At 67.2% G+C, this 17,832-nt stretch carries 15 protein-coding genes; 12 read left to right on the top strand and 3 right to left on the bottom strand.

Features of this window, described 5'->3' with window-relative positions; genetic code table 11:
- Positions 1 to 217: 217 nt before the first annotated feature.
- From ACR9Y6_RS15530 to ACR9Y6_RS15545, 4 genes are all read left to right on the top strand, one after another.
- A complete protein-coding gene (locus ACR9Y6_RS15530; RefSeq protein ID WP_481282098.1) occupies positions 218 to 2,659 on the top strand; it encodes a S9 family peptidase in 2,442 nt (813 codons plus the stop codon).
- 45 nt (positions 2,660 to 2,704) lie between these two features.
- Positions 2,705 to 5,365 (top strand): ATP-binding protein, encoded by a 2,661-nt coding sequence (locus tag ACR9Y6_RS15535; RefSeq protein ID WP_481282099.1) that lies wholly within the window; start codon positions 2,705 to 2,707, stop codon positions 5,363 to 5,365.
- Positions 5,362 to 6,060, top strand: coding sequence for a response regulator (locus ACR9Y6_RS15540; RefSeq protein ID WP_481282100.1), 699 nt, complete (start codon positions 5,362 to 5,364; stop codon positions 6,058 to 6,060). The genes ACR9Y6_RS15535 and ACR9Y6_RS15540 overlap by 4 nt, the downstream gene beginning before the upstream one ends.
- A 151-nt stretch (positions 6,061 to 6,211) precedes the next feature.
- The gene (locus ACR9Y6_RS15545; protein WP_481282101.1) at positions 6,212 to 6,565 is read left to right on the top strand and encodes a hypothetical protein; all 354 of its coding nucleotides are present in this window, start codon (positions 6,212 to 6,214) and stop codon (positions 6,563 to 6,565) included.
- 980 nt (positions 6,566 to 7,545) lie between these two features.
- On the opposite strand, the gene ACR9Y6_RS15550 is transcribed toward ACR9Y6_RS15545, so the two are convergent.
- Entirely contained in the window at positions 7,546 to 8,337 is a 792-nt protein-coding gene (locus ACR9Y6_RS15550; protein WP_481282102.1) for an AraC family transcriptional regulator, read from the bottom strand.
- A gap of 143 nt (positions 8,338 to 8,480) precedes the next feature.
- On the opposite strand from ACR9Y6_RS15550, the gene ACR9Y6_RS15555 reads away from it, so the two are divergent.
- From ACR9Y6_RS15555 to ACR9Y6_RS15575, 5 genes are all read left to right on the top strand, one after another.
- Complete coding sequence (locus ACR9Y6_RS15555; RefSeq protein WP_481282103.1) at positions 8,481 to 8,723, top strand: hypothetical protein; 243 nt, start codon at positions 8,481 to 8,483, stop codon at positions 8,721 to 8,723.
- Between the two features lie 75 nt (positions 8,724 to 8,798).
- Positions 8,799 to 9,257 (top strand): MarR family winged helix-turn-helix transcriptional regulator, encoded by a 459-nt coding sequence (locus ACR9Y6_RS15560; RefSeq protein ID WP_426286089.1) that lies wholly within the window; start codon positions 8,799 to 8,801, stop codon positions 9,255 to 9,257.
- A 21-nt stretch (positions 9,258 to 9,278) separates the two neighbouring features.
- A complete protein-coding gene (locus ACR9Y6_RS15565) occupies positions 9,279 to 10,739 on the top strand; it encodes an efflux transporter outer membrane subunit (RefSeq protein ID WP_481282104.1) in 1,461 nt (486 codons plus the stop codon).
- A gap of 24 nt (positions 10,740 to 10,763) precedes the next feature.
- On the top strand, positions 10,764 to 11,975 hold the full coding sequence (locus ACR9Y6_RS15570) for an EmrA/EmrK family multidrug efflux transporter periplasmic adaptor subunit (RefSeq protein WP_481282105.1): 1,212 nt from the start codon (positions 10,764 to 10,766) through the stop codon (positions 11,973 to 11,975).
- 10 nt (positions 11,976 to 11,985) lie between these two features.
- Entirely contained in the window at positions 11,986 to 13,512 is a 1,527-nt protein-coding gene (locus ACR9Y6_RS15575) for a DHA2 family efflux MFS transporter permease subunit (RefSeq protein WP_481282106.1), read from the top strand.
- A 70-nt stretch (positions 13,513 to 13,582) separates the two neighbouring features.
- Here the strand turns inward: ACR9Y6_RS15575 and ACR9Y6_RS15580 are convergent, their stop codons facing one another.
- Positions 13,583 to 14,116: an acyloxyacyl hydrolase gene (locus tag ACR9Y6_RS15580; RefSeq protein ID WP_481282107.1), complete on the bottom strand. Its 534-nt coding sequence runs from the start codon at positions 14,114 to 14,116 to the stop codon at positions 13,583 to 13,585.
- A gap of 283 nt (positions 14,117 to 14,399) precedes the next feature.
- Here ACR9Y6_RS15580 and ACR9Y6_RS15585 point away from each other — a divergent pair, with 283 nt between their 5' ends.
- On the top strand, positions 14,400 to 15,176 hold the full coding sequence (locus ACR9Y6_RS15585) for a DODA-type extradiol aromatic ring-opening family dioxygenase (protein ID WP_481282108.1): 777 nt from the start codon (positions 14,400 to 14,402) through the stop codon (positions 15,174 to 15,176).
- Positions 15,177 to 15,185: 9 nt separating this feature from the next.
- Here ACR9Y6_RS15585 and ACR9Y6_RS15590 read toward each other — a convergent pair whose 3' ends face one another.
- Entirely contained in the window at positions 15,186 to 15,962 is a 777-nt protein-coding gene (locus ACR9Y6_RS15590; RefSeq protein ID WP_481282109.1) for an SDR family oxidoreductase, read from the bottom strand.
- A 109-nt stretch (positions 15,963 to 16,071) separates the two neighbouring features.
- On the opposite strand from ACR9Y6_RS15590, the gene ACR9Y6_RS15595 reads away from it, so the two are divergent.
- Positions 16,072 to 17,004 (top strand): LysR family transcriptional regulator, encoded by a 933-nt coding sequence (locus tag ACR9Y6_RS15595; RefSeq protein WP_481282110.1) that lies wholly within the window; start codon positions 16,072 to 16,074, stop codon positions 17,002 to 17,004.
- 54 nt (positions 17,005 to 17,058) lie between these two features.
- Positions 17,059 to 17,619, top strand: a complete 561-nt coding sequence (locus tag ACR9Y6_RS15600) for a DUF2239 family protein (protein WP_481282111.1) — start codon at positions 17,059 to 17,061, stop codon at positions 17,617 to 17,619.
- Positions 17,620 to 17,832: the final 213 nt, after the last annotated feature.

Here is a 17,832-nt window from a genome sequence, read left to right on the forward strand (position 1 = left end):
CGCCGCTGAAGCGGCTCCCACAAGAGCAATAGTGGTCCGGCGCGCGGCTTGGTGGGAGCCGACCTTGTCGGCGATCCCGCGGCAGCGGGCCAGGATATGGCAAGCACCCATCGCCGCTGAAGCGGCTCCCACAAGAGCGTAGTGGCCCGGCGCGCGGCTCCCAGCGGAAGAGGGCCGCGTTATGCTTGAACGATTTGCCCGACCCGGAACCTGCACGATGCGTGTACTCGCCGCCGCCCTGATTACCGTCCTCGCCGCCGCACCGGCCATCGCCGCTACGCAAGGCCCCGCCGCCGCGCCTGCGGCTACGATGCCGCTGGACATGGAAACGATCATGGCCGATCCGGACTGGATCGGCCCGCCGGTGGAAGATGTTTACTGGGGCGTCGACGGCAGCCAGGTCTATTACTCGCTCAAGCGCGACGGCGGCCCGGTGCGCGATCCATGGCGCGTACCGGCGAACGGCGGCAAGCCGGAGCGGTTGGACCCGGCGGCCGCCGCGAGCGCCGATGGTGGCGCCCCCGTATTCGATCGCGGACGCCGGCACGCCGCGTTCGTCCGTCACGGCGACATCTTCCTGCGCGATCTCGCCACGGGCGCCACCGTGCAAGTGACCCGCACGGCGGCCAAGGAGCGCGATCCGCGCTTTTCCATCGATGGCCGCCTGCTGACCTTCCGCGCCGACAACGACTGGTTCGCCTATGCACTGACCGGCGGCCCGGTGGTGAAGGCCGCGGACCTGGAAGAAAAAGACGATCCGCAGGCGAAGAAAACGGACGACCTCGCCGACGACCAACAGTCGTTGTTCAAGACGCTACGTGGCCTGCGTGCCGACGAAGAGGCGATGAAGGCCGATGCCGACGCGCTGGCCGCGGCCGATCCAGGCCGGGCGCCGAAGCCCTTCTGGCTCGGCAAGAACGTGAGCATCGCCGACACCTCCTTGTCGCCGGACGGCCGCTGGATGCTGGTGGTGACCCAGGCCAAGGACGCGGATGCGGGAAAGATCGCCGACCTCACCCATTACGTGACCGAATCCGGCTACGCGGAAACCGAGGCGACGCGTGCCTACGTCGGTCGCAACGATCCCGCGCCACAAACCCTGCGACTGCTCGACCTGAAAACGCACGCCACGTTCGAGCTCGACACGGCCACGCTGCCGGGGATCGGCGACGATCCGCTGGCGGACATCCGCGCAAGGACCATCGCCGCGCTGCGCAAGGATGGCAAGGGCGACCGTGCCGATGCGCTCGCCGCACCGAAGAAACGGCCCGTCATCGTCAACGGCGAATACAGTCCCGGCATGGTCTGGAGCGAAGATGGCGGCGAAGTGGCCGTGCAATTGCGCGCCATCGACAACAAGGACCGCTGGATAGCGACGGTGGATTTCGATCGCCATGCGCTGGTCGCCCAACATCGTCTGACGGACAAGGCCTGGATCAATTGGGACGGCAACGATTTCGGCTGGATGCGCGATGGGCGCACCCTCTGGTACCTGAGTGAGGAGTCGGGCTACACGCAGCTCTACACGAGGCCACTCGGCGGAAAGGCCAAGGCGTTGACGTCGGGCCGCTTCGAAGTGGACCACCCCGTGCTCAGCCCCGACGGCACGCGCTTCTACGTGCGCGCGAACAAGGTGGCGCCGTATAGCTACGACATCTACGGCATGCCGGCCACGGGTGGCGATCTCGTCCGGATCACCCGGTTCCAGGGCCTGGACGATTTCAGCCTGTCGCCGGACGGCAACCGTCTCGCGGTGCTGCACTCGGCGCCATACGTGCCATCCCAGCTGGCCGTGGTCGGCGTGGACGGCACGGCGACACACGAGCTCACCGATACGCGCAAGCCGGCGTACGCGGCGCGTGACTGGATCGCGCCGAAGATCGTCGAGGTACCTTCGCGGCACGGTGCGGGGACGATATGGGCGAAGTTCTATGGCCCCGCCGACGCGGCCGCGGCGGCATCCCGCCCGGCGGTGATCTTCGTCCACGGCGCGGGTTACCTGCAAAACGTACATCTGTCCTATCCCGCCTATTTCCGCGAGCAGATGTTCCACAACCTGCTGGTGCAGCGCGGTTACGTGGTGCTCGACATGGACTATCGCGCCTCCAAGGGCTACGGCCGCGACTGGCGCACCGCCATCTACCGGCGGATGGGCCATCCCGAACTGGACGACCTGCTCGACGGCAAGGCCTGGCTGGTGGAACGGCAAGGCGTGGACCCGAAGCGGATCGGCATCTACGGTGGCAGCTATGGCGGCTTCATGACGCTCATGGCCCTGTTGCGAGCGCCGGGAGAATTCGCCGCGGGCGCCGCGCTCCGGCCGGTGACCGACTGGACCAGTTATAACCACGAGTACACCTCGAACATCCTCAACGACCCGCAACTGGACCCCGAGGCTTACACCACCAGCTCGCCCATCCGCTATGCCGAAGCCCTGGCCGATCCGTTGTTGATCGAGCACGGCATGATCGACGACAACGTGCTGGCCAGCGATTCCATCCGCCTGTACCAGCGCTTCATCGAACTGCACAAGAAGAACTTCTGGATGTCGCTCTATCCCATGGAGCGGCATGGCTTCGTGCATGCCGATTCGTGGTACGACGAGTACCGCCGCATCGACGAGCTGTTCCGTGGTTCATTGGAAAACCAGTCGCGCTGAACCTCGACACGCGCTAACGTATTCCTTTCCAGACGGCACGCACCCATGGCCGACGCCCGAGATATCCGCGCCGATGCGCTCCTCAACGAGATGAAGGACGGCGACGGGCAGCGCCTGAAGGTTTTCCTGGGCGCCGCGCCGGGCGTCGGCAAGACGTTCGCGATGCTGTCCGCGGCGCGCGACCTGCGCCGGCAAGGGATCGACGTGGTGGCCGGGCTGGTGGAGACACACGGCCGCGCCGACACGGCGGCCCTTCTCGAAGGCATCGAGGTGTTGCCCCCGCGGACCGTGCGTTACGCCGGGCGCGAGTTCAACGAGTTCGACCTGGAGGCGGCGCTCGCACGCAAGCCGGCGGTGCTCCTGGTCGACGAACTGGCCCATACCAACCTGCCGGGAGGACGCCACGAGCGGCGCTGGCAGGACATCGCCGAGTTGCTCGATGCCGGCATCGAGGTCTACACGGCGCTCAACGTGCAGCACCTGGAAAGCCTCAACGACCAGGTTCGCCGGATCACCGGCGTGGCCGTGCGCGAGACGGTGCCCGATGCGTTCCTCGATCGCGCGCGCGACATCGTGCTGGTCGACCTGCCGCCACGCGAACTCATCGGCCGCCTGCAACAGGGCAAGGTCTACGTGCCGGAGACCGCGGCCGTGGCGCTCGATGCCTTCTTCTCGCCGACCAACCTCGCCGCCTTGCGCGAGTTGGCGGTGGAGACCGTGGCCGCCCATGTGGAAAGCGACCTGCGCGGGCACATGCTCGCCCGCGGCGGCGCCATGCCGGTGCGACGCCGCGTGATGGTGGCGATCGACGGTGCGGCGCAGAGCGAATACCTGGTGCGCATCACGCGCCGCATCGCCGAAAGGCGGGGCGCGCCCTGGAGCGTGCTCTTCGTCGATCGCGGTGGCGTGGACGGCGAACGCCGCGAGCGCGTGGATGCGGCGATGCGGGTAGCCCGCCGCCTGGGCGGAGAAGCGGTGATCCTGCGCGGTCACGCCGTCGCCGACGAACTGCTGGCGTGGGCCGACCGGGAGGGCGTGGGCCAGATCATCGTGGGCCGCACGCGCGAACGGCCGATCGCCCGGCGGCTTGGTTATTCGCTGACCCAGCAGCTGCTCCGCCGGGGCGCGCACCTGGAGCTCACGATCGTCGCCACGCCGGTGGAACGCGCCAAGGCACGCCGCCGCCTGCGTTTCGCCGATGGCAACGGTTCGCGCCGCGAGTACCTCTTCGCCACGGCGGCCACCGCGGTGGCGATGGCGCTGTCGTTCGTGGCGGACCGCTTCCTGTCGGTCGCCAATCTGTCGCTGATCTTCCTTACCGCCGTGCTGTTCGTCGCGGTGCGCACGCGCATGGCGGTGGCGGTTTTCACGGCCCTGCTCTGTTTCCTTGGCTATAACTTCTTCTTCGCCCCGCCCCGCTACACGCTGGTGATCGCCAACGCGGACGACGTGCTCGCCGTGGTGTTGTTCCTGGTCGCCGCGCTGGTCTGCAGCCGGCTCGCGACGCGGCTGGCAGGGCAAGTCACTTCCCTGCGCGCAGCACAGGTGCGTGCCCGGGCGCTGGTCGCCCTGGGTCAACAACTGGCTACCTCGGCCGATGCCGACGGCGTGCGTGCGGTCGCCGCCCGCGCCCTCGCGCGCACGCTCGATATCGACGTGGCGGTGCTGGCGCGGGACGCGTCGGGAGACCTCGCGATCGCCGCGTCGGTACCCGATACCTTCGCGCTTTCGACACAGGATCTCGCCGCCGCCGATTGGAGCGAAACCCACGCCGAGCCGGCCGGACACTTCACCGATACGCTCAACGGTGCCGCATGCTGGGTACTGCCGCTGGGTACCGACGGACGCCGTGCAGGAGTCGTCGCGCTACGCTACCCCTCCGGACAGCGCGAACCGGACGCCGACCGGCGCGGCCTGGCCCTGGCCATGGTCCAGGACGTCGGGCAGGCACTGGATCGTGCGCGGCTCGCCACGGAACTGGAGAGCGCACGCGTGCAGGGAGAGACCGAGCGTCTGCGCAACGCGCTGCTTTCGTCGGTCTCGCACGACCTGCGCTCGCCACTCGCCTCGATGATCGGTGCCGCCGGCACGCTGCTGAGCTACGACACGCAGTTGCCGGACAACGAACGCCTCGAATTGCTGCAGGCCATCCTGGGTGAAGGCCAGCGCCTCGATCGCTACATCCAGAACCTGCTCGACATGACGCGCCTCGGCCACGGCACGCTGAAGCTCAATCGCGATTGGGTGGATGCCGGGGAGATCGTGGTCGCCGCCGTGGGACGCATGCGCAAGCTGTTCCCGGATGTCCGCGTGGACGTGCACCTGCCGAAGGATACGGTCCTGCTGCACGTGCACCCTGCCCTTATCGAGCAGGCCCTGTTCAACATCCTCGAGAACGCGGCGCGTTTTTCACCGGCGGACGAGCCGGTGCGCGTGATCGTCCGGGCCGAGGCCGGGCGTCTCCTGGTCGACGTGATCGACCGTGGCCCGGGCATTCCCGAGGACGAGCGGGCGCGGATCTTCGACATGTTCTATTCGGTGTCGCGTGGCGATCGCGGCGGACAGGGCACGGGATTGGGCCTCGCGATCTGCCGCGGCATGATCGGCGCGCATGGTGGCGGTGTCGAGGCCTTGCCCAGTCCGGGCGGTGGCACGACCATTCGCATCTCGCTGCCCTTGCCACCCCCGCCGGACGACCGCCCATGAATCCGACCGCTCCCCGCGTGCTGGTGATCGACGACGAGGCGCAGATCCGCCGTTTCCTCGACATCGGCCTTCGCGCCGAGGGCTACCAGGTGTTCCTGGCCGCCACCGGCGAGGAAGGCCTGGGCCTGGCCGCCACGCAATCGCCCGACCTGGTCATCCTCGACATCGGCCTGCCCGACCGCGAGGGCCACGATGTGTTGCGCGAGTTGCGCCAGTGGAGCCAGGTGCCCGTGTTGATGCTCTCGGTGCGCGATGCGGAGGCGGAAAAAGTGAAGGCGCTGGACAATGGCGCGAACGACTACGTGACCAAGCCGTTCGGCATCCAGGAATTGATGGCGCGCCTGCGGGTGCTCCTTCGGCAAGGCGCGAAGGCGGGACAGGCGGAGGCGCCGGTGCGTTACGACGACGGCACGTTGTCGATCGACCTCGCGCGCCGGGAAGCGATCCTCGAGGGGCAGGCGGTCGCCCTCACGCGCAAGGAGTTCGCGGTGCTGTCCTTGCTCGTCCGCCATCCCGGCCGCGTGGTCAGCCAGCAACAGATCCTGCGCGAGGTGTGGGGTCCCACGCATACGCACGACACCCACTACCTGCGCATCGTGATGGGCAAGCTGAGGCAGAAGCTGGGCGACGATCCATCCGCGCCGCGCTGGCTGAAAACGGAGGCGGGCGTCGGCTATCGCTTTCCCGCCAGCTGACCGTTCGTCCTCACGCCGGCTTCATATCCTTCGCCAGGCGCGTGATCCCCATCACAGCCCGGGCCTTCCGGTCCATTTCTCAGACTAGTCCGATGTTCTTCCCCGGCGAGCGCGTGCAGCCTCACGCGTTCACTCCCGCATGGAGCATCGCGTGCACCGTCTGCCACCTATCGCCGTATCGATCGTCGCCACCGCCGTCGCCATCGGCATCATCTACACATCCCGCGCCACCGACGTGGATTGCACCGACGAGCACTACGTCGCCGGAGAGCGGTCGCTGCCGACGCACGACGAAGCACTGGCACAGTGCCGCGAGGAAGAACGGGCGATGACCGATGACAAGAAAGGCCACTACGAGAAAGAGCGCTCCTGCTACGACGTGACGCCGCCGGGCACGCACGGTCCGTGGCGACACGGACGTATCGCCGTGGACGTGATCGAGCGGCAAAGCGGCGACGCTTATACCTTCGAGGCATTGTGGATGTGCAAACCATCGACCGAATGAGGATGGCTCTGGTGGGAGCCGACCTTGTCGGCGATCCCGCGGGTTGCGCGCACGGCTCGGCTTCGCCCTCGCGTTTGGGGGTGGCGGGGCAGAGCCGTCGGCCGCCACCCTCGTCGCTCCGGTTGCACCGTCGCTCGGGAAAGGAAGCCGCTGCGCGGCCATGTTCTATGGCTGGCGCCCCGTCGCGCCCGTCGCGCCGGGCGGGGTTTCCGACTCGCCTTCCATGGCTCGGCGGAAACGGCCGGCCGTCCAGGCCGGCCCCCTGACGGGCCTTCTCGCCCGTCGCTCCTCGGTTCCACACGTCGCGACGAGGGTGGCGGCCGACGGCTCTACCGAGCACTGAGATGTTGTGTGGCACAAGCAACGCCCGCGACCGGGGATGCCTCCCCGGGTGGATGCCATTTCCGTGTGAAACACCCTCACCCGGGTGGGAAGCGGGCTGGCCCGCGAGTCCTCAATCCCTCCGGTGGCGAAGGAGGCCCTTGCACTGATCGGGCGAGGCTTGTCACCGCTCGCTCGGTTGCGATGCACGGCTTCATTCGCTCGAAACAGGGTGGTGAATCGCGGGCCAGCCCGCTTCCCACCCCGGTGCGGCAAGTGGCACGCGGCACGGCGAGCGGTGCTCTTCCCACCAACCCACCCCAGGGTCGAGAGAGCTGCCGGGCGTCACCCTCGGCGCGACATTAGGAGCCGAGGACGGGCGGGCGGAGAAGGCCCGTCAGGGGGCCGGCCAGGGATGGCCGGCCGTTTCCGCTGAGCCAGGAGGGCGAATCGGAAACCCCCGCCCGACCGTCCGAGCCCGCCGGGGCGCAGCCATCAAACACGGCCGCGCAGCGGCATCCTTGCCCAAGGGACGGCGACTACCGTCGCGCCGAGGGTGGCGCCCGGCAGCTCCCCCGCCACGCACACAACGAACGCGATGGCGAAGCCGAGCCAGGCCCCCAAACGCGCGCCAAAAACCAGAAAAGGACCAGCGACCATCAGGCACTCATGGCCTGACGCGCCAGGTAGCGTCCGGGCGAATCGCCGAAGGCCTTGCGAAACATCGCCACGAAGGCGCTCGGCGTGGCGTAGCCGAGCGCGTCAGCCACGATCGATACCGGTTCGCCGTGGGCCAGGCGTTCGAGGGCACGGGTGAGACGTGCCTGCTGCCGCCACTGCGCCACGCTGCACTGGGTTTCCTGGCGGAACAGGCGTGTGAGCGTGCGCACCGACATCCCTGCCCAGCTGGCCCAGTCCTCGATGCCGCGCGTGTCGTCCGGGCGTTCGAACATCGCCATCGCGATGCGCCGCAGGCGCCGGTCGACCGGCATGGGCAGGTGCAGTTGCTCGACCGGCGCGCGGCGCATCTCGTCGAGCATGACGGCGAAGAGCCGATCTCTCTCCGGCTCGCTTTCCGCATTCCTGGGCCAACTGGCGGCACGCTTGATGATCGCGCGGAACAGGTCGTTCACCCCCACCACGCAGGGGCGGTCCGGAAGCCCCACCGTGGCGCACGGCGCGATGAACACGCCCCAGGCGTGGCTCGGACCGGCGATGCTGACCGTATGCATCTCCCCCGGCGGCATCCAGCCAGCGCGGTGCGGTGGCAGCAGCCATGAGCCATGCTCGGTCCGAGTGATGACAAAGCCCTGTTCCACATAGAAAAACTGGCCTCGCACGTGGCTATGCCAGTCGGTTTCTTCAAGCGGGATTTCGCCGCGCGCCTCGTAGGCGATGAGCGGCGGGCCATCGGCGCTTTCCAGCAGGGCGTGCAGGTTCTCATCCAGCATTTGGCCATTTCTCGACATAACTTGGCCAGATAACGATATCAGGCCGATAGCTTCCATGGCTAACATTTGCACTCCCAACTAAGTGTTCCGGCGTGGCGGCTTCTCGCCACGCTCAGGGACCATCGACGCCGGAGATCGTCCCCATGATCCGTCTCGTCACCCGCGACTACAGTGAACTGGGCGAAGGCCAGGAAGCAGGCGAAGCCCTGGTGACCTTCGTGGCCTGTGCCCACGCCATGCTCGATCCGAGCACCCCCGAAGACCAGGTGAGGCGGCTGGAACCGCGTCTGCTGGCCCAGCTCCCCACCCTGAAAGCCCTCGGCATATTCGATCTGTTCGACGTCCGCGATCCCGCGCTGGCGGCCTTGCTGGCGGATGAGGGCTAGCGTTTGTGAACGGGAATATCTGCCGCACGCATATTTGCCTTGACAACTATATTGTGGGCAATAGAATGTGCGGCTATGAACAACAGCGTCTGCCCCACACCCGACGGCAGGGATAGCCTCGGCTCCCTGATCGGCATGGTCCGGAGCGAGATCGTGCGAGCGATCGAGTCCGACCTCGCCGCGCAGGGGGCGGACCTGAAGTTCACCCAGTTCCACGTGCTCAAGCGCCTGGCGGTGTTCGGGCCGATGTCCGCGACCGAACTCGCCCGCGCGGTGGACGTGGACGGTGGCGCGATGACACGCCAGCTCGACCAGCTCGAAGCCAAGGGCTACCTGCGCCGCCAACCGCACCAGCAAGACCGGCGCGCGTTGAGGATCGAGCTGACCGAGGCGGGCGAGGCGCTCTGGCGGCACTTGTACGAAAGCAACGTGGCGACGCTCGAACGCGCCCAGCGCGACCTTTCCGCGGAAGAGCGCGAGCGGCTGCACGATTACCTGGGACGCGTGCTCAACGCGCTCCGCGAAAAAGACTGATTCACTGTCGAGGCAAAACTCATGCGTCTGCACACTCTCGTGGCGGCCGTCGGGGCCGCGTTGATCCTTTCCGGCTGCGTGACCAGCCGTGGCCTGGATCCGCAGGGCCAGCTGACCGACCCGGCCACTCTCCACGCTGATCGCAGCCTGGCGAAGGCACAGGTTTCTCCGGCGAACTGGCCGGCGGCGGACTGGTGGACCGGGCTGGGCGACAGCCAGCTCGGTGCGTTGATCGAGGAAGCCCTGAAGGACAATCCCGACCTCGCCTCGGCCGATGCGCGCGTGCGCCAGGCCCAGGCGCAGAGCGGCGCGGCCGATGCCTCGCGCGATCCCACCTTCAACGTCGGCGGCGGTGTCGCCGGCGCGCACCTTCCCGGCACGTTGTTCCCCGCGCCGCTGGGCAACCATTTCAGTTGGACGAAGTACGGCTACGGCAACTTCAACTGGGACCTCGACCTGTGGGGCGGCAAGCGCGCCGCGTGGGAAGCCGCGCTCGGCTCGCAGCGTGCCGCGGAGATCGATGCCCGCGCCGCGCGCATCGAGATCTCGACCAATGTCGCGCGTGCCTACGTGCAGCTCGGTTACGCCTTCACCCAGATGGACGTGGCGAAGGCCGAGCTCGACCGCAGCCACGCGTCGCGCGACCTCACCCGCCAGCGCGTCGCCGCCGGCGTCGACAACCAGATCCAGATCAAGCAGTCCGACACCGAGGTCGCCACGGCCGAGCGCGAAATGGCGGTGGCCCAACGTGCCATCGATTCGGCCCGGAGCACGCTGAGCGTGTTGCTCGGCAAGGGACCGGACCGTGGACTCGACATCGGTCGCCCGGCCATGCTGACGCCGTCGGCCGTCGCGGTGCCCGCCAACCTGCCGGCGGACCTGCTCGGCCATCGCGCCGACCTCGTCGCCGCCCGCTGGCGCGTGGAAGCGGCCTCGAAGGACATCGCCGCGGCGAAGACGGAATTCCTGCCCAACGTCAGCCTCGGCATCCTCGCTGCGCAGGTGGCGGGCGGTTCGGAAAACCTGTTCGCCTCGCGCGCACGCTTCTGGCAGGTGTTGCCGGCTTTCAGCCTGCCGATCTTCGATGGGGGCCGTCTCCGCGCGAACCTCGCAGGGAAGGATGCGGAATACGACCTCGCCGTGGCCCAGTACAACAAGACGCTGGTGGGCGCGTTGAACGAAGTCGCCGACGATCTCTCCGCGCTGGATTCGTTCGGCACGCAGATCGCCGCGCAGCAGCGTGCGGAAGACGCGGCGCAGCAGGCCTACGACCTCTCGCAACAGCGTTACAAGGCCGGTGTCGGCAGCTACCTGGAATCACTCATCGTGCGCCAGCAGTTGCTCCAGGCCCAGCAGCGCATGGCCGCGCTCCGCGCCCAGCAGGTCGATATCTCCGTCCAACTGATCCAGGCGCTCGGTGGCGGTTTCCGCCCCGAGGCGGACGACCAGCCCGTCGCCGCCGCCACGCCGGCCCACAACTAAGAACACGTCCCGAGGCACCCAACGATGTCACAAGAAACCACCGCCCCCGCTGGCGCCGTCGTGGCGCCGCCACCGAAGAGCCGTCGCGGCTTCTTCCTCAAGCTCCTTGTCCTGGTGCTCGTCCTGGCCGCCATTGGCTGGACCGTCTGGTACTTCGTGGACGGCCGCTGGTACGAGGACACCGACGACGCCTACGTCAACGGCAACGTCGTGCAGATCACGCCGCAGGTCGCCGGCACGGTCACCTCGATCGGTGCCGATGACGGCGACCTGGTCCACCAGGGCGATGTGCTGGTGAAGCTCGATCCGAGCGACGCCGAAGTGGCCCTGGAAAGCGCGCGCGCCAACCTCGCCAACACCGTGCGCCGCGTGCGCGGGCTGTACAACAACGTGGCCTCGGCGCAGGCCGATGTGGCGGTGCGCCAGACCGCCGTGGCGCGTGCCCGTGCCGACTACGAGCGCCGCCGCGACCTCGCCAGGTCCGGCGCGATCTCGGCCGAGGAACTGTCGCATGCCCTCGATACGCTGACCTCCGCCGAGGACAGCCTGTCTTCCGCGAAGCAGGCGTACAGCAGCAGCAAGGTCCTGGTCGACGACACCGTCGTCGCCTCGCATCCTGACGTGCGCGCCGCCGCCGCCCAGCTGCGCTCGGCGTACCTCGACGCCGTGCGTGCCACCCTGATCGCTCCCGTCGACGGTTACGTCGCCAAGCGCACCGTGCAGGTGGGCCAGCGCGTGCAGCCGGGCGCCGCCCTGATGGCCGTGGTGCCGCTGCACCAGGTCTGGATCGACGCGAACTTCAAGGAAACCCAGCTGACCCACATGCGCATCGGCCAGCCGGTCGACGTGACCGCCGACGTCTACGGCAGCGACATCGTCTACAAGGCGAAGGTTCGCAGCCTCGGCGTCGGCAGTGGCAGCGCCTTCTCGATCCTGCCGGCGCAGAACGCCACGGGCAACTGGATCAAGATCGTGCAGCGCGTGCCGGTCCGCGTCGTGTTCACCGATCCCAAGCAGCTGGAAGAAAAGCCGCTGCGCCTCGGCCTGTCGACCAAGGTGACGGTGTCGCTGCACGACCAGAGCGGCCCGTTGCTGGCGAAGCAGGCGCCCACCGCGCCGGAGTTCTCCACGCCGATCTACGACAAGCAGCTCGCCGATGCCGACAAGGACATCGCTCGCGTGATCCACGAGAACGCCTCCGCGGGCGAAGGCGAGCAACAGCAGGCCCCGAAGTAAGGGAACGGCCATGAGCACCGAATTTCGACCGCCAAACCTGGCGCTGTCCACGGTCGGGCTATCGCTCGCGACCTTCATGCAGGTGCTCGACACCACGATCGCGAACGTCTCGCTGCCGACCATCGCCGGCAACCTGGGCGTCAGCTCCAACCAGAGCACCTGGGTGATCACCTCGTTCGCGGTGAGCAACGCGATCGCCCTGCCGTTGACCGGCTTCCTCACCCGGCGCTTCGGTGAAACGAAGCTGTTCGTCTGGGCGACGCTGTTGTTCTCGCTCGCCTCGTTCCTGTGCGGCATCGCGCAGAGCATGAGCATGCTCATCCTGTTCCGCGCCATCCAGGGCGCGGTGGCCGGACCGATGTATCCGATCACGCAGAGCCTGCTGATCTCGATCTATCCACCGGCCAAACGAGGCATGGCGCTGGCGCTGCTGGCGATGGTGACCGTCGTCGCGCCCATCGCCGGTCCGATCCTCGGCGGCTGGATCACCGACAACTACACCTGGCCGTGGATCTTCTTCATCAACGTGCCGATCGGCATCTTCGCCAGCTTCGTGGTGGCCAACCAGATGAAGGGGCGTCCGGAAGTCACCGAGAAGCCCAAGGTCGACTACGTGGGCCTCATCACGCTGATCATCGGCGTGGGCGCGTTGCAGGTGGTGCTCGACAAGGGCAACGACGAAGACTGGTTCTCCTCCACCTTCATCGTGGTCACGTCGATCGTCGCGGCCATCGGCCTGATCGTGTTCCTCATCTGGGAACTCACCGACAAGGACCCGATCGTCAACCTGAAGCTGTTCCGGCACCGTAACTTCGCGATGGGTACCTTGTGCCTCGTGCTGGCCTACGCGGCGTTCTTCGCCATCGGCCTGCTCGTGCCGCAATGGTTGCAGCGCAACGTCGGCTATACGTCCACCTGGGCGGGTTTCGCCGCCGCGCCGCTAGGCATCCTGCCGGTGATACTCACGCCCTTCGTGGGCCGCTATGCGCACAAGTTCGACCTGCGCGTCCTGGCCTCGGGTGCGTTCATCGTGATGGGGGCGACGTGCTTCATGCGCGCCGACTTCTTCCTGGACATCGACTTCTACAGCGTCGCGATGGTGCAGCTGATCCAGGGACTCGGCGTGGCCTTGTTCTTCATGCCGGTGCTCAGCATCCTGCTGTCCGACCTGCAACCGCGCGAGATCGCGGCAGGCTCCGGCCTCGCCACCTTCCTGCGTACGCTGGGTGGCAGCTTCGCGGCATCGCTCACCACCTTCCTGTGGGATCACCGCGCGATCGTCCATCACGAAAGGTTGGCCGAGCACATCACGCCGTTCGACCCCACGGCGCAGCAGGCGCTTACCCAGATCGGTCACGGGGACCCGCAGTACGCGGCGGCGGCGATGAACCAGATGATCACCCAGCAGGGTTACCAGATTTCGTTCAACGAGGTGTTCCACCTGCTCGGGTATGTCTTCGTGGCCTTGATCTTCGTGGTCTGGCTGGCCAAGCCGCCCTTCGCGGCGAAGGCGGGACCGGCGGCCTCGGGTCACTGAGGCCGTTACCGAAGTACAAAAAAAGCCGGCGTTGCGAAACGCCGGCTTTTCTTGTTGGTGAGAAACGCGGTCAGATATCGAAGCCGACGCCCACCAGGGCCATCGTCTCGCCACGGTTAGGCTCCTTGAAGCTGCCGTTGGAGATGTGGCGGATCTGGAAGCTCACGTTCTTGTACTGCCAGCCCAGCGTGCTGACGAACTGGTAAGCGCTGGAGAGTGCCTGGGTGCGGCCACCGGCCGTGCCTGCCAGCTGGAAGCTGAAGAAAAACGGCTGGTACCAGTCGCCGGCGCTGCCGTAGTGGAAGCGCGCACCGGCGGCGCCGACCCAGACGTTGTTCGTCACGCCCGGGTGTGCGCCGCGGTACTCGCCGACATGACGGCCGCCGATATAGCCGAGCGATACATCCGGCGACCAGGTGAAGCGGCTCTGCCCCATCGCGCGGGGATCGAACACGGCTTCGATGAAGAAGGCATCGGTGCCGTGGCTGTCCATGTAGCTGCGACCACCCTGGACTTCCAGGTGGGTCTGTGCGGCGGCGGGTACGGTCACGGCGGCGAGGGATAGGGCGGCGAGGGCGCCGAGTGCGAGGCGGGACGAGCGCATGGGGGAACAGGTCCTTGTGGTGGGACGTTAATGAACCGGATCGTTCGGTAAATAGTGTCCAGTGAGCGTGAATAAAGGGGGTAGGTGCAATTATTTGATTCGGAGGCTCAAGGGGGCTTGGTTGGAATCACCGTCGATCCTGCAAACCATCCATCCGGTGTCCATGGGTGGGTGTCGTTCGTTCCAGGCGCCAATGTGTTCGCCGTAGGGCGATTTATCCGGTGGCTCGGAGTGCCTACATTGAGGCGAGGTGGCATCGCGCCACGTCCCCGGTGACCTCTCCATGTTCCGCGCCCCCGCGATCTTCGTTTCCCATGGTGCTCCCACCTTCGCCCTCGAACCCGGCCTGCTGGGTTCGCGACTGACCGAGCTCGGTCGACGGTTGGCGAGCGCCACGGCCATCGTCGTGGTTTCGCCGCATTGGCAAACCTGCGGCATCCGCGTCACCGGGGCGCCATGGCCGGAAACGATCCACGACTTCGGCGGCTTTCCTCCACCGCTCTACAGCCTCACGTATCCGTCGCCGGGCTTGCCCGCTCTCGCCGCCGAGGTGGTTTCGATGCTTATCGACGGCGGTTTCGCGGCGATGGTGGATGCGGAGCGCGGCTACGATCATGGGACGTGGGTGCCCTTGCGCTACTTGCGACCCGATGCCGACACGCCGGTGATCCAGGTCTCGATGCCACACAACCTCGATGCCGCCGGCGCCCTTCGACTCGGCAAGGCGCTGGCACCGTTGCGGGATCGTGGCGTCGCGGTGGTGGGCTCGGGCAGTCTCACCCATAACCTGCACGAGGTCCGCCGTGCGGGCGAATCGGCGGCCTATGCAAAGGAGTTCGCGGCGTGGAGCCGCGAGGCCGTGCTGTCGGGCCACGTCGATGCCCTGGTCGACTATCGCCGCCTTGCCCCGAGCGCCATCCGTGCCCATCCGACCGAAGAGCATTACCTGCCCTTGCTGGTGGCGGTGGGTGCCGCGCGGGGCGACACGCCGATGGCGATCGATGGCGGCATCACCTACGGCGTGCTCTCGATGGATTCCTACGCGTGGGGTGTCGCGTAGGAACGTTCCTCAGACCTGCGCCTGCCCACCGTCGACGAACAGTTCCACGCCGGTGATGTAGCTCGCCTCGTCGGAAGCGAGGAAGGACACCGCCTTCGCCACCTCGTCGGGGGTTCCGGTCCGGCCCAGCGGCGTGATGCCTTCCACGTAGGCCGTGTATTCGGCGATCTGCTCGTCGCTCATGCCCAGTTCCGTCTTGTACCCGGGTGTCACGATGGTGCCCGGGGCCACCACGTTGACGCGGATGTCGCGGCCCTTGAGGTCACTGGCCCAGGTCCGTGCGAACGACCGCAGCGCGGCCTTCGTGGCCGCATAGACGCCGAACGCCGCCGGTCCCTTGATCGACACCATGGACCCGTTCAGGACGATCGCCGATCCCGGTCCCATCAGTTCGAGCCCCTTCTGCACGGTGAAGAGCGTGCCCTTCACGTTGATGCCGAAGTATTTGTCGAACTGGGCTTCGGTCACTTGCCCGAGGGCCACGAACTCGCCACCGCCGGCATTGGCAAACAGGATGTCCAGGCGTCCGCTCTGACGGCGGATGGTGTCGAAGATGCGGTCGAGGTCGGCGGCCCGGGCGATATCGCCCTGGATCGCGGTGACGCCGAGCTTCGCGGAGGCAGCGTCTAGCTCGGCCTGTCGGCGGCCGGTGATGTAGACCGTGGCGCCTTCGCGTACGAAACGCTCCGCCGTGGCCAGGCCGATGCCGGAACTGCCGCCGGTGACGAGCACGATCTTGCCGGCGTGGCGCGAGGTATGGACGTTGCTGGTGTCGAGGGTATGCATGCGAGTTCTCCGGGGGGCCACCGCGTGGCCGATGAACCCAATCTAGTTATTCGTCCTGCATGGATAAATAATCGAATCACGATTTCATTATTCATATAGGGAAACAACCATGGACCGTTTGCTCGCCATGCGGGTGTTCGGCCGCCTCGTCGAGACCGGGGGCTTTGGGCGCGCGGCCGACGCATTGCGCATGCCCAAGTCCACGGTGACCAAGTTGATCCAGGGGCTTGAGGCGGAGCTGGGCGTCCGTCTGCTTGAACGCACCACGCGCCGGGTGACGGTGACCGCCGAAGGCGATGCCTACTACGAACGCACCCGCCAATGGCTCGCCGAACTGGACGACTTCGAAACCACGCTCGCCGGTGGCCGCGGCAACCCCGTGGGCAGCCTGCGGGTGGATACCGGCGGTTCGGTGGCGGCGGCACTCATCCTGCCCAGGCTCCCGGAATTCCGCGCGCGCTATCCCGGTATCCGCGTGCAACTGGGGGTGACCGACCGGACCGTGGACCTGATCGGCGAGGGCATCGATTGCGCCATTCGCAGTACCGCCGACGATCCGAACCTGGTGACCCGGCAAATCGCCGAATTGCCCTGGATGTTGTGTGCCACGCCCGGTTACCTCGCGCGCCGTGGAACGCCGGCCGTTCCGGCGGACATCCTGCGTGAGGGTCATGACGTGATCGGCTATTTCTCCGCGCGCAGCGGCCGCACCCAGCCGCTGCGGTTTCGCGACGACGCGCGCGAGACCCTGATCGAGGTGAAGGCGGCCGTCGAGGTCAACGAGAGCAACGCTCACACGGCGGCGGTGATGGCCGGCCTGGGGCTGGCGCAGACCCTGGCGTTCACGACGAACGAACACGTCGCTCGCGGACGCCTGGTTAGCCTGCTACCGGAATATCAGCCCGCTCCCTTGCCGGTGTATCTCGTCTATCCGCCGGAGCGCAGGCACAACGCCCGGCTACGGACCTTCGTGGACTGGATCGCCGATGAACTGCCGGCCCAGGCGGCGGGGGCTGTAGAGGTTTTTACCCGGAGGTATTGACCTTATATTTAGCCCGGGTAATATGCAGGGCAACTTGAGACCGACGGCAGCGCCATGTCCACTTACACCGCTTTCCTCGAACATCGCCATCTCGCGGCTGGCTCGCTCGCCGTCGTGGCCGAGCGCTGCAAGATGCTGCTCGACAGCGATCCCGGCGCCACGCCGATCATCTACGACGACAGCACCGGCCGGCCCGTGGATATCGACTACCGTGGCACCGTCCACGACGTGCTCGCGCGTTTGCCTGGCTCCGACCTCGCGACGAAGCGTGGCCCGGGCCGGCCGAAGCTCGGCGTCGTGGCTCGCGAGGTCACCTTGCTTCCGCGGCATTGGGAATGGCTGGCCAGCCAACCCGGTGGGGCATCCGTCGCCTTGCGCCGCCTCGTCGAAGCGGCCAGCCGCGACGGTGCGCCGGCCGATCGCGTACGACAGGCGCGCGAAGCGGTGGACAGGGTGATGTCGGCGCTCGCGGGCGACCTGCCCGGATATGAAGAAGCCTCCCGGGCTTTTCATCGTCACGAGGCCGGGCGGTTCCAGGCGCTTATCCAGGACTGGCCGGGAGACGTGCGCGACTACGTGCATATGCTGGCGTCGCGCGCTATCGGCGAGGGCTAGGGCGGGAGCCGACCCTGTCGGCGATGGGGTGCTTGCCTCAATCTGGCCCGCTGCCGCGGGATCGCCGACAAGGTCGGCTCCCACAGGGTCTGCGTCCACCCGGACTACTCGACGTCGATAGCGACGAGTTTCCCAGTTGTGGGAGCCGCTTCAGCGGCGATGGGTGCTTGCCTCAATCTGGCCCGCTGCCGCGGGATCGCCGACGAAGTCGGC

The organism is Luteibacter sp. TLI7-4A, assembly GCF_056754745.1.

Bases quoted from the DNA above. Each gene is read 5' to 3' on its own strand.
- ACR9Y6_RS15535 (WP_481282099.1), top strand. From the start codon at position 2,705: ATGGCCGACGCCCGAGATATCCGCGCCGATGCGCTCCTCAACGAGATG.
- ACR9Y6_RS15600 (WP_481282111.1), top strand. From the start codon at position 17,059: ATGTCCACTTACACCGCTTTCCTCGAACATCGCCATCTCGCGGCTGGC.
- ACR9Y6_RS15570 (WP_481282105.1), top strand. From the start codon at position 10,764: ATGTCACAAGAAACCACCGCCCCCGCTGGCGCCGTCGTGGCGCCGCCA.
- ACR9Y6_RS15560 (WP_426286089.1), top strand. From the start codon at position 8,799: ATGAACAACAGCGTCTGCCCCACACCCGACGGCAGGGATAGCCTCGGC.
- ACR9Y6_RS15565 (WP_481282104.1), top strand. From the start codon at position 9,279: ATGCGTCTGCACACTCTCGTGGCGGCCGTCGGGGCCGCGTTGATCCTT.
- ACR9Y6_RS15550 (WP_481282102.1), bottom strand. From the start codon at position 8,337: ATGCTGGATGAGAACCTGCACGCCCTGCTGGAAAGCGCCGATGGCCCG.
- ACR9Y6_RS15575 (WP_481282106.1), top strand. From the start codon at position 11,986: ATGAGCACCGAATTTCGACCGCCAAACCTGGCGCTGTCCACGGTCGGG.
- ACR9Y6_RS15595 (WP_481282110.1), top strand. From the start codon at position 16,072: ATGGACCGTTTGCTCGCCATGCGGGTGTTCGGCCGCCTCGTCGAGACC.
- ACR9Y6_RS15580 (WP_481282107.1), bottom strand. From the start codon at position 14,116: ATGCGCTCGTCCCGCCTCGCACTCGGCGCCCTCGCCGCCCTATCCCTC.
- ACR9Y6_RS15530 (WP_481282098.1), top strand. From the start codon at position 218: ATGCGTGTACTCGCCGCCGCCCTGATTACCGTCCTCGCCGCCGCACCG.
- ACR9Y6_RS15540 (WP_481282100.1), top strand. From the start codon at position 5,362: ATGAATCCGACCGCTCCCCGCGTGCTGGTGATCGACGACGAGGCGCAG.
- ACR9Y6_RS15590 (WP_481282109.1), bottom strand. From the start codon at position 15,962: ATGCATACCCTCGACACCAGCAACGTCCATACCTCGCGCCACGCCGGC.
- ACR9Y6_RS15555 (WP_481282103.1), top strand. From the start codon at position 8,481: ATGATCCGTCTCGTCACCCGCGACTACAGTGAACTGGGCGAAGGCCAG.
- ACR9Y6_RS15585 (WP_481282108.1), top strand. From the start codon at position 14,400: ATGTTCCGCGCCCCCGCGATCTTCGTTTCCCATGGTGCTCCCACCTTC.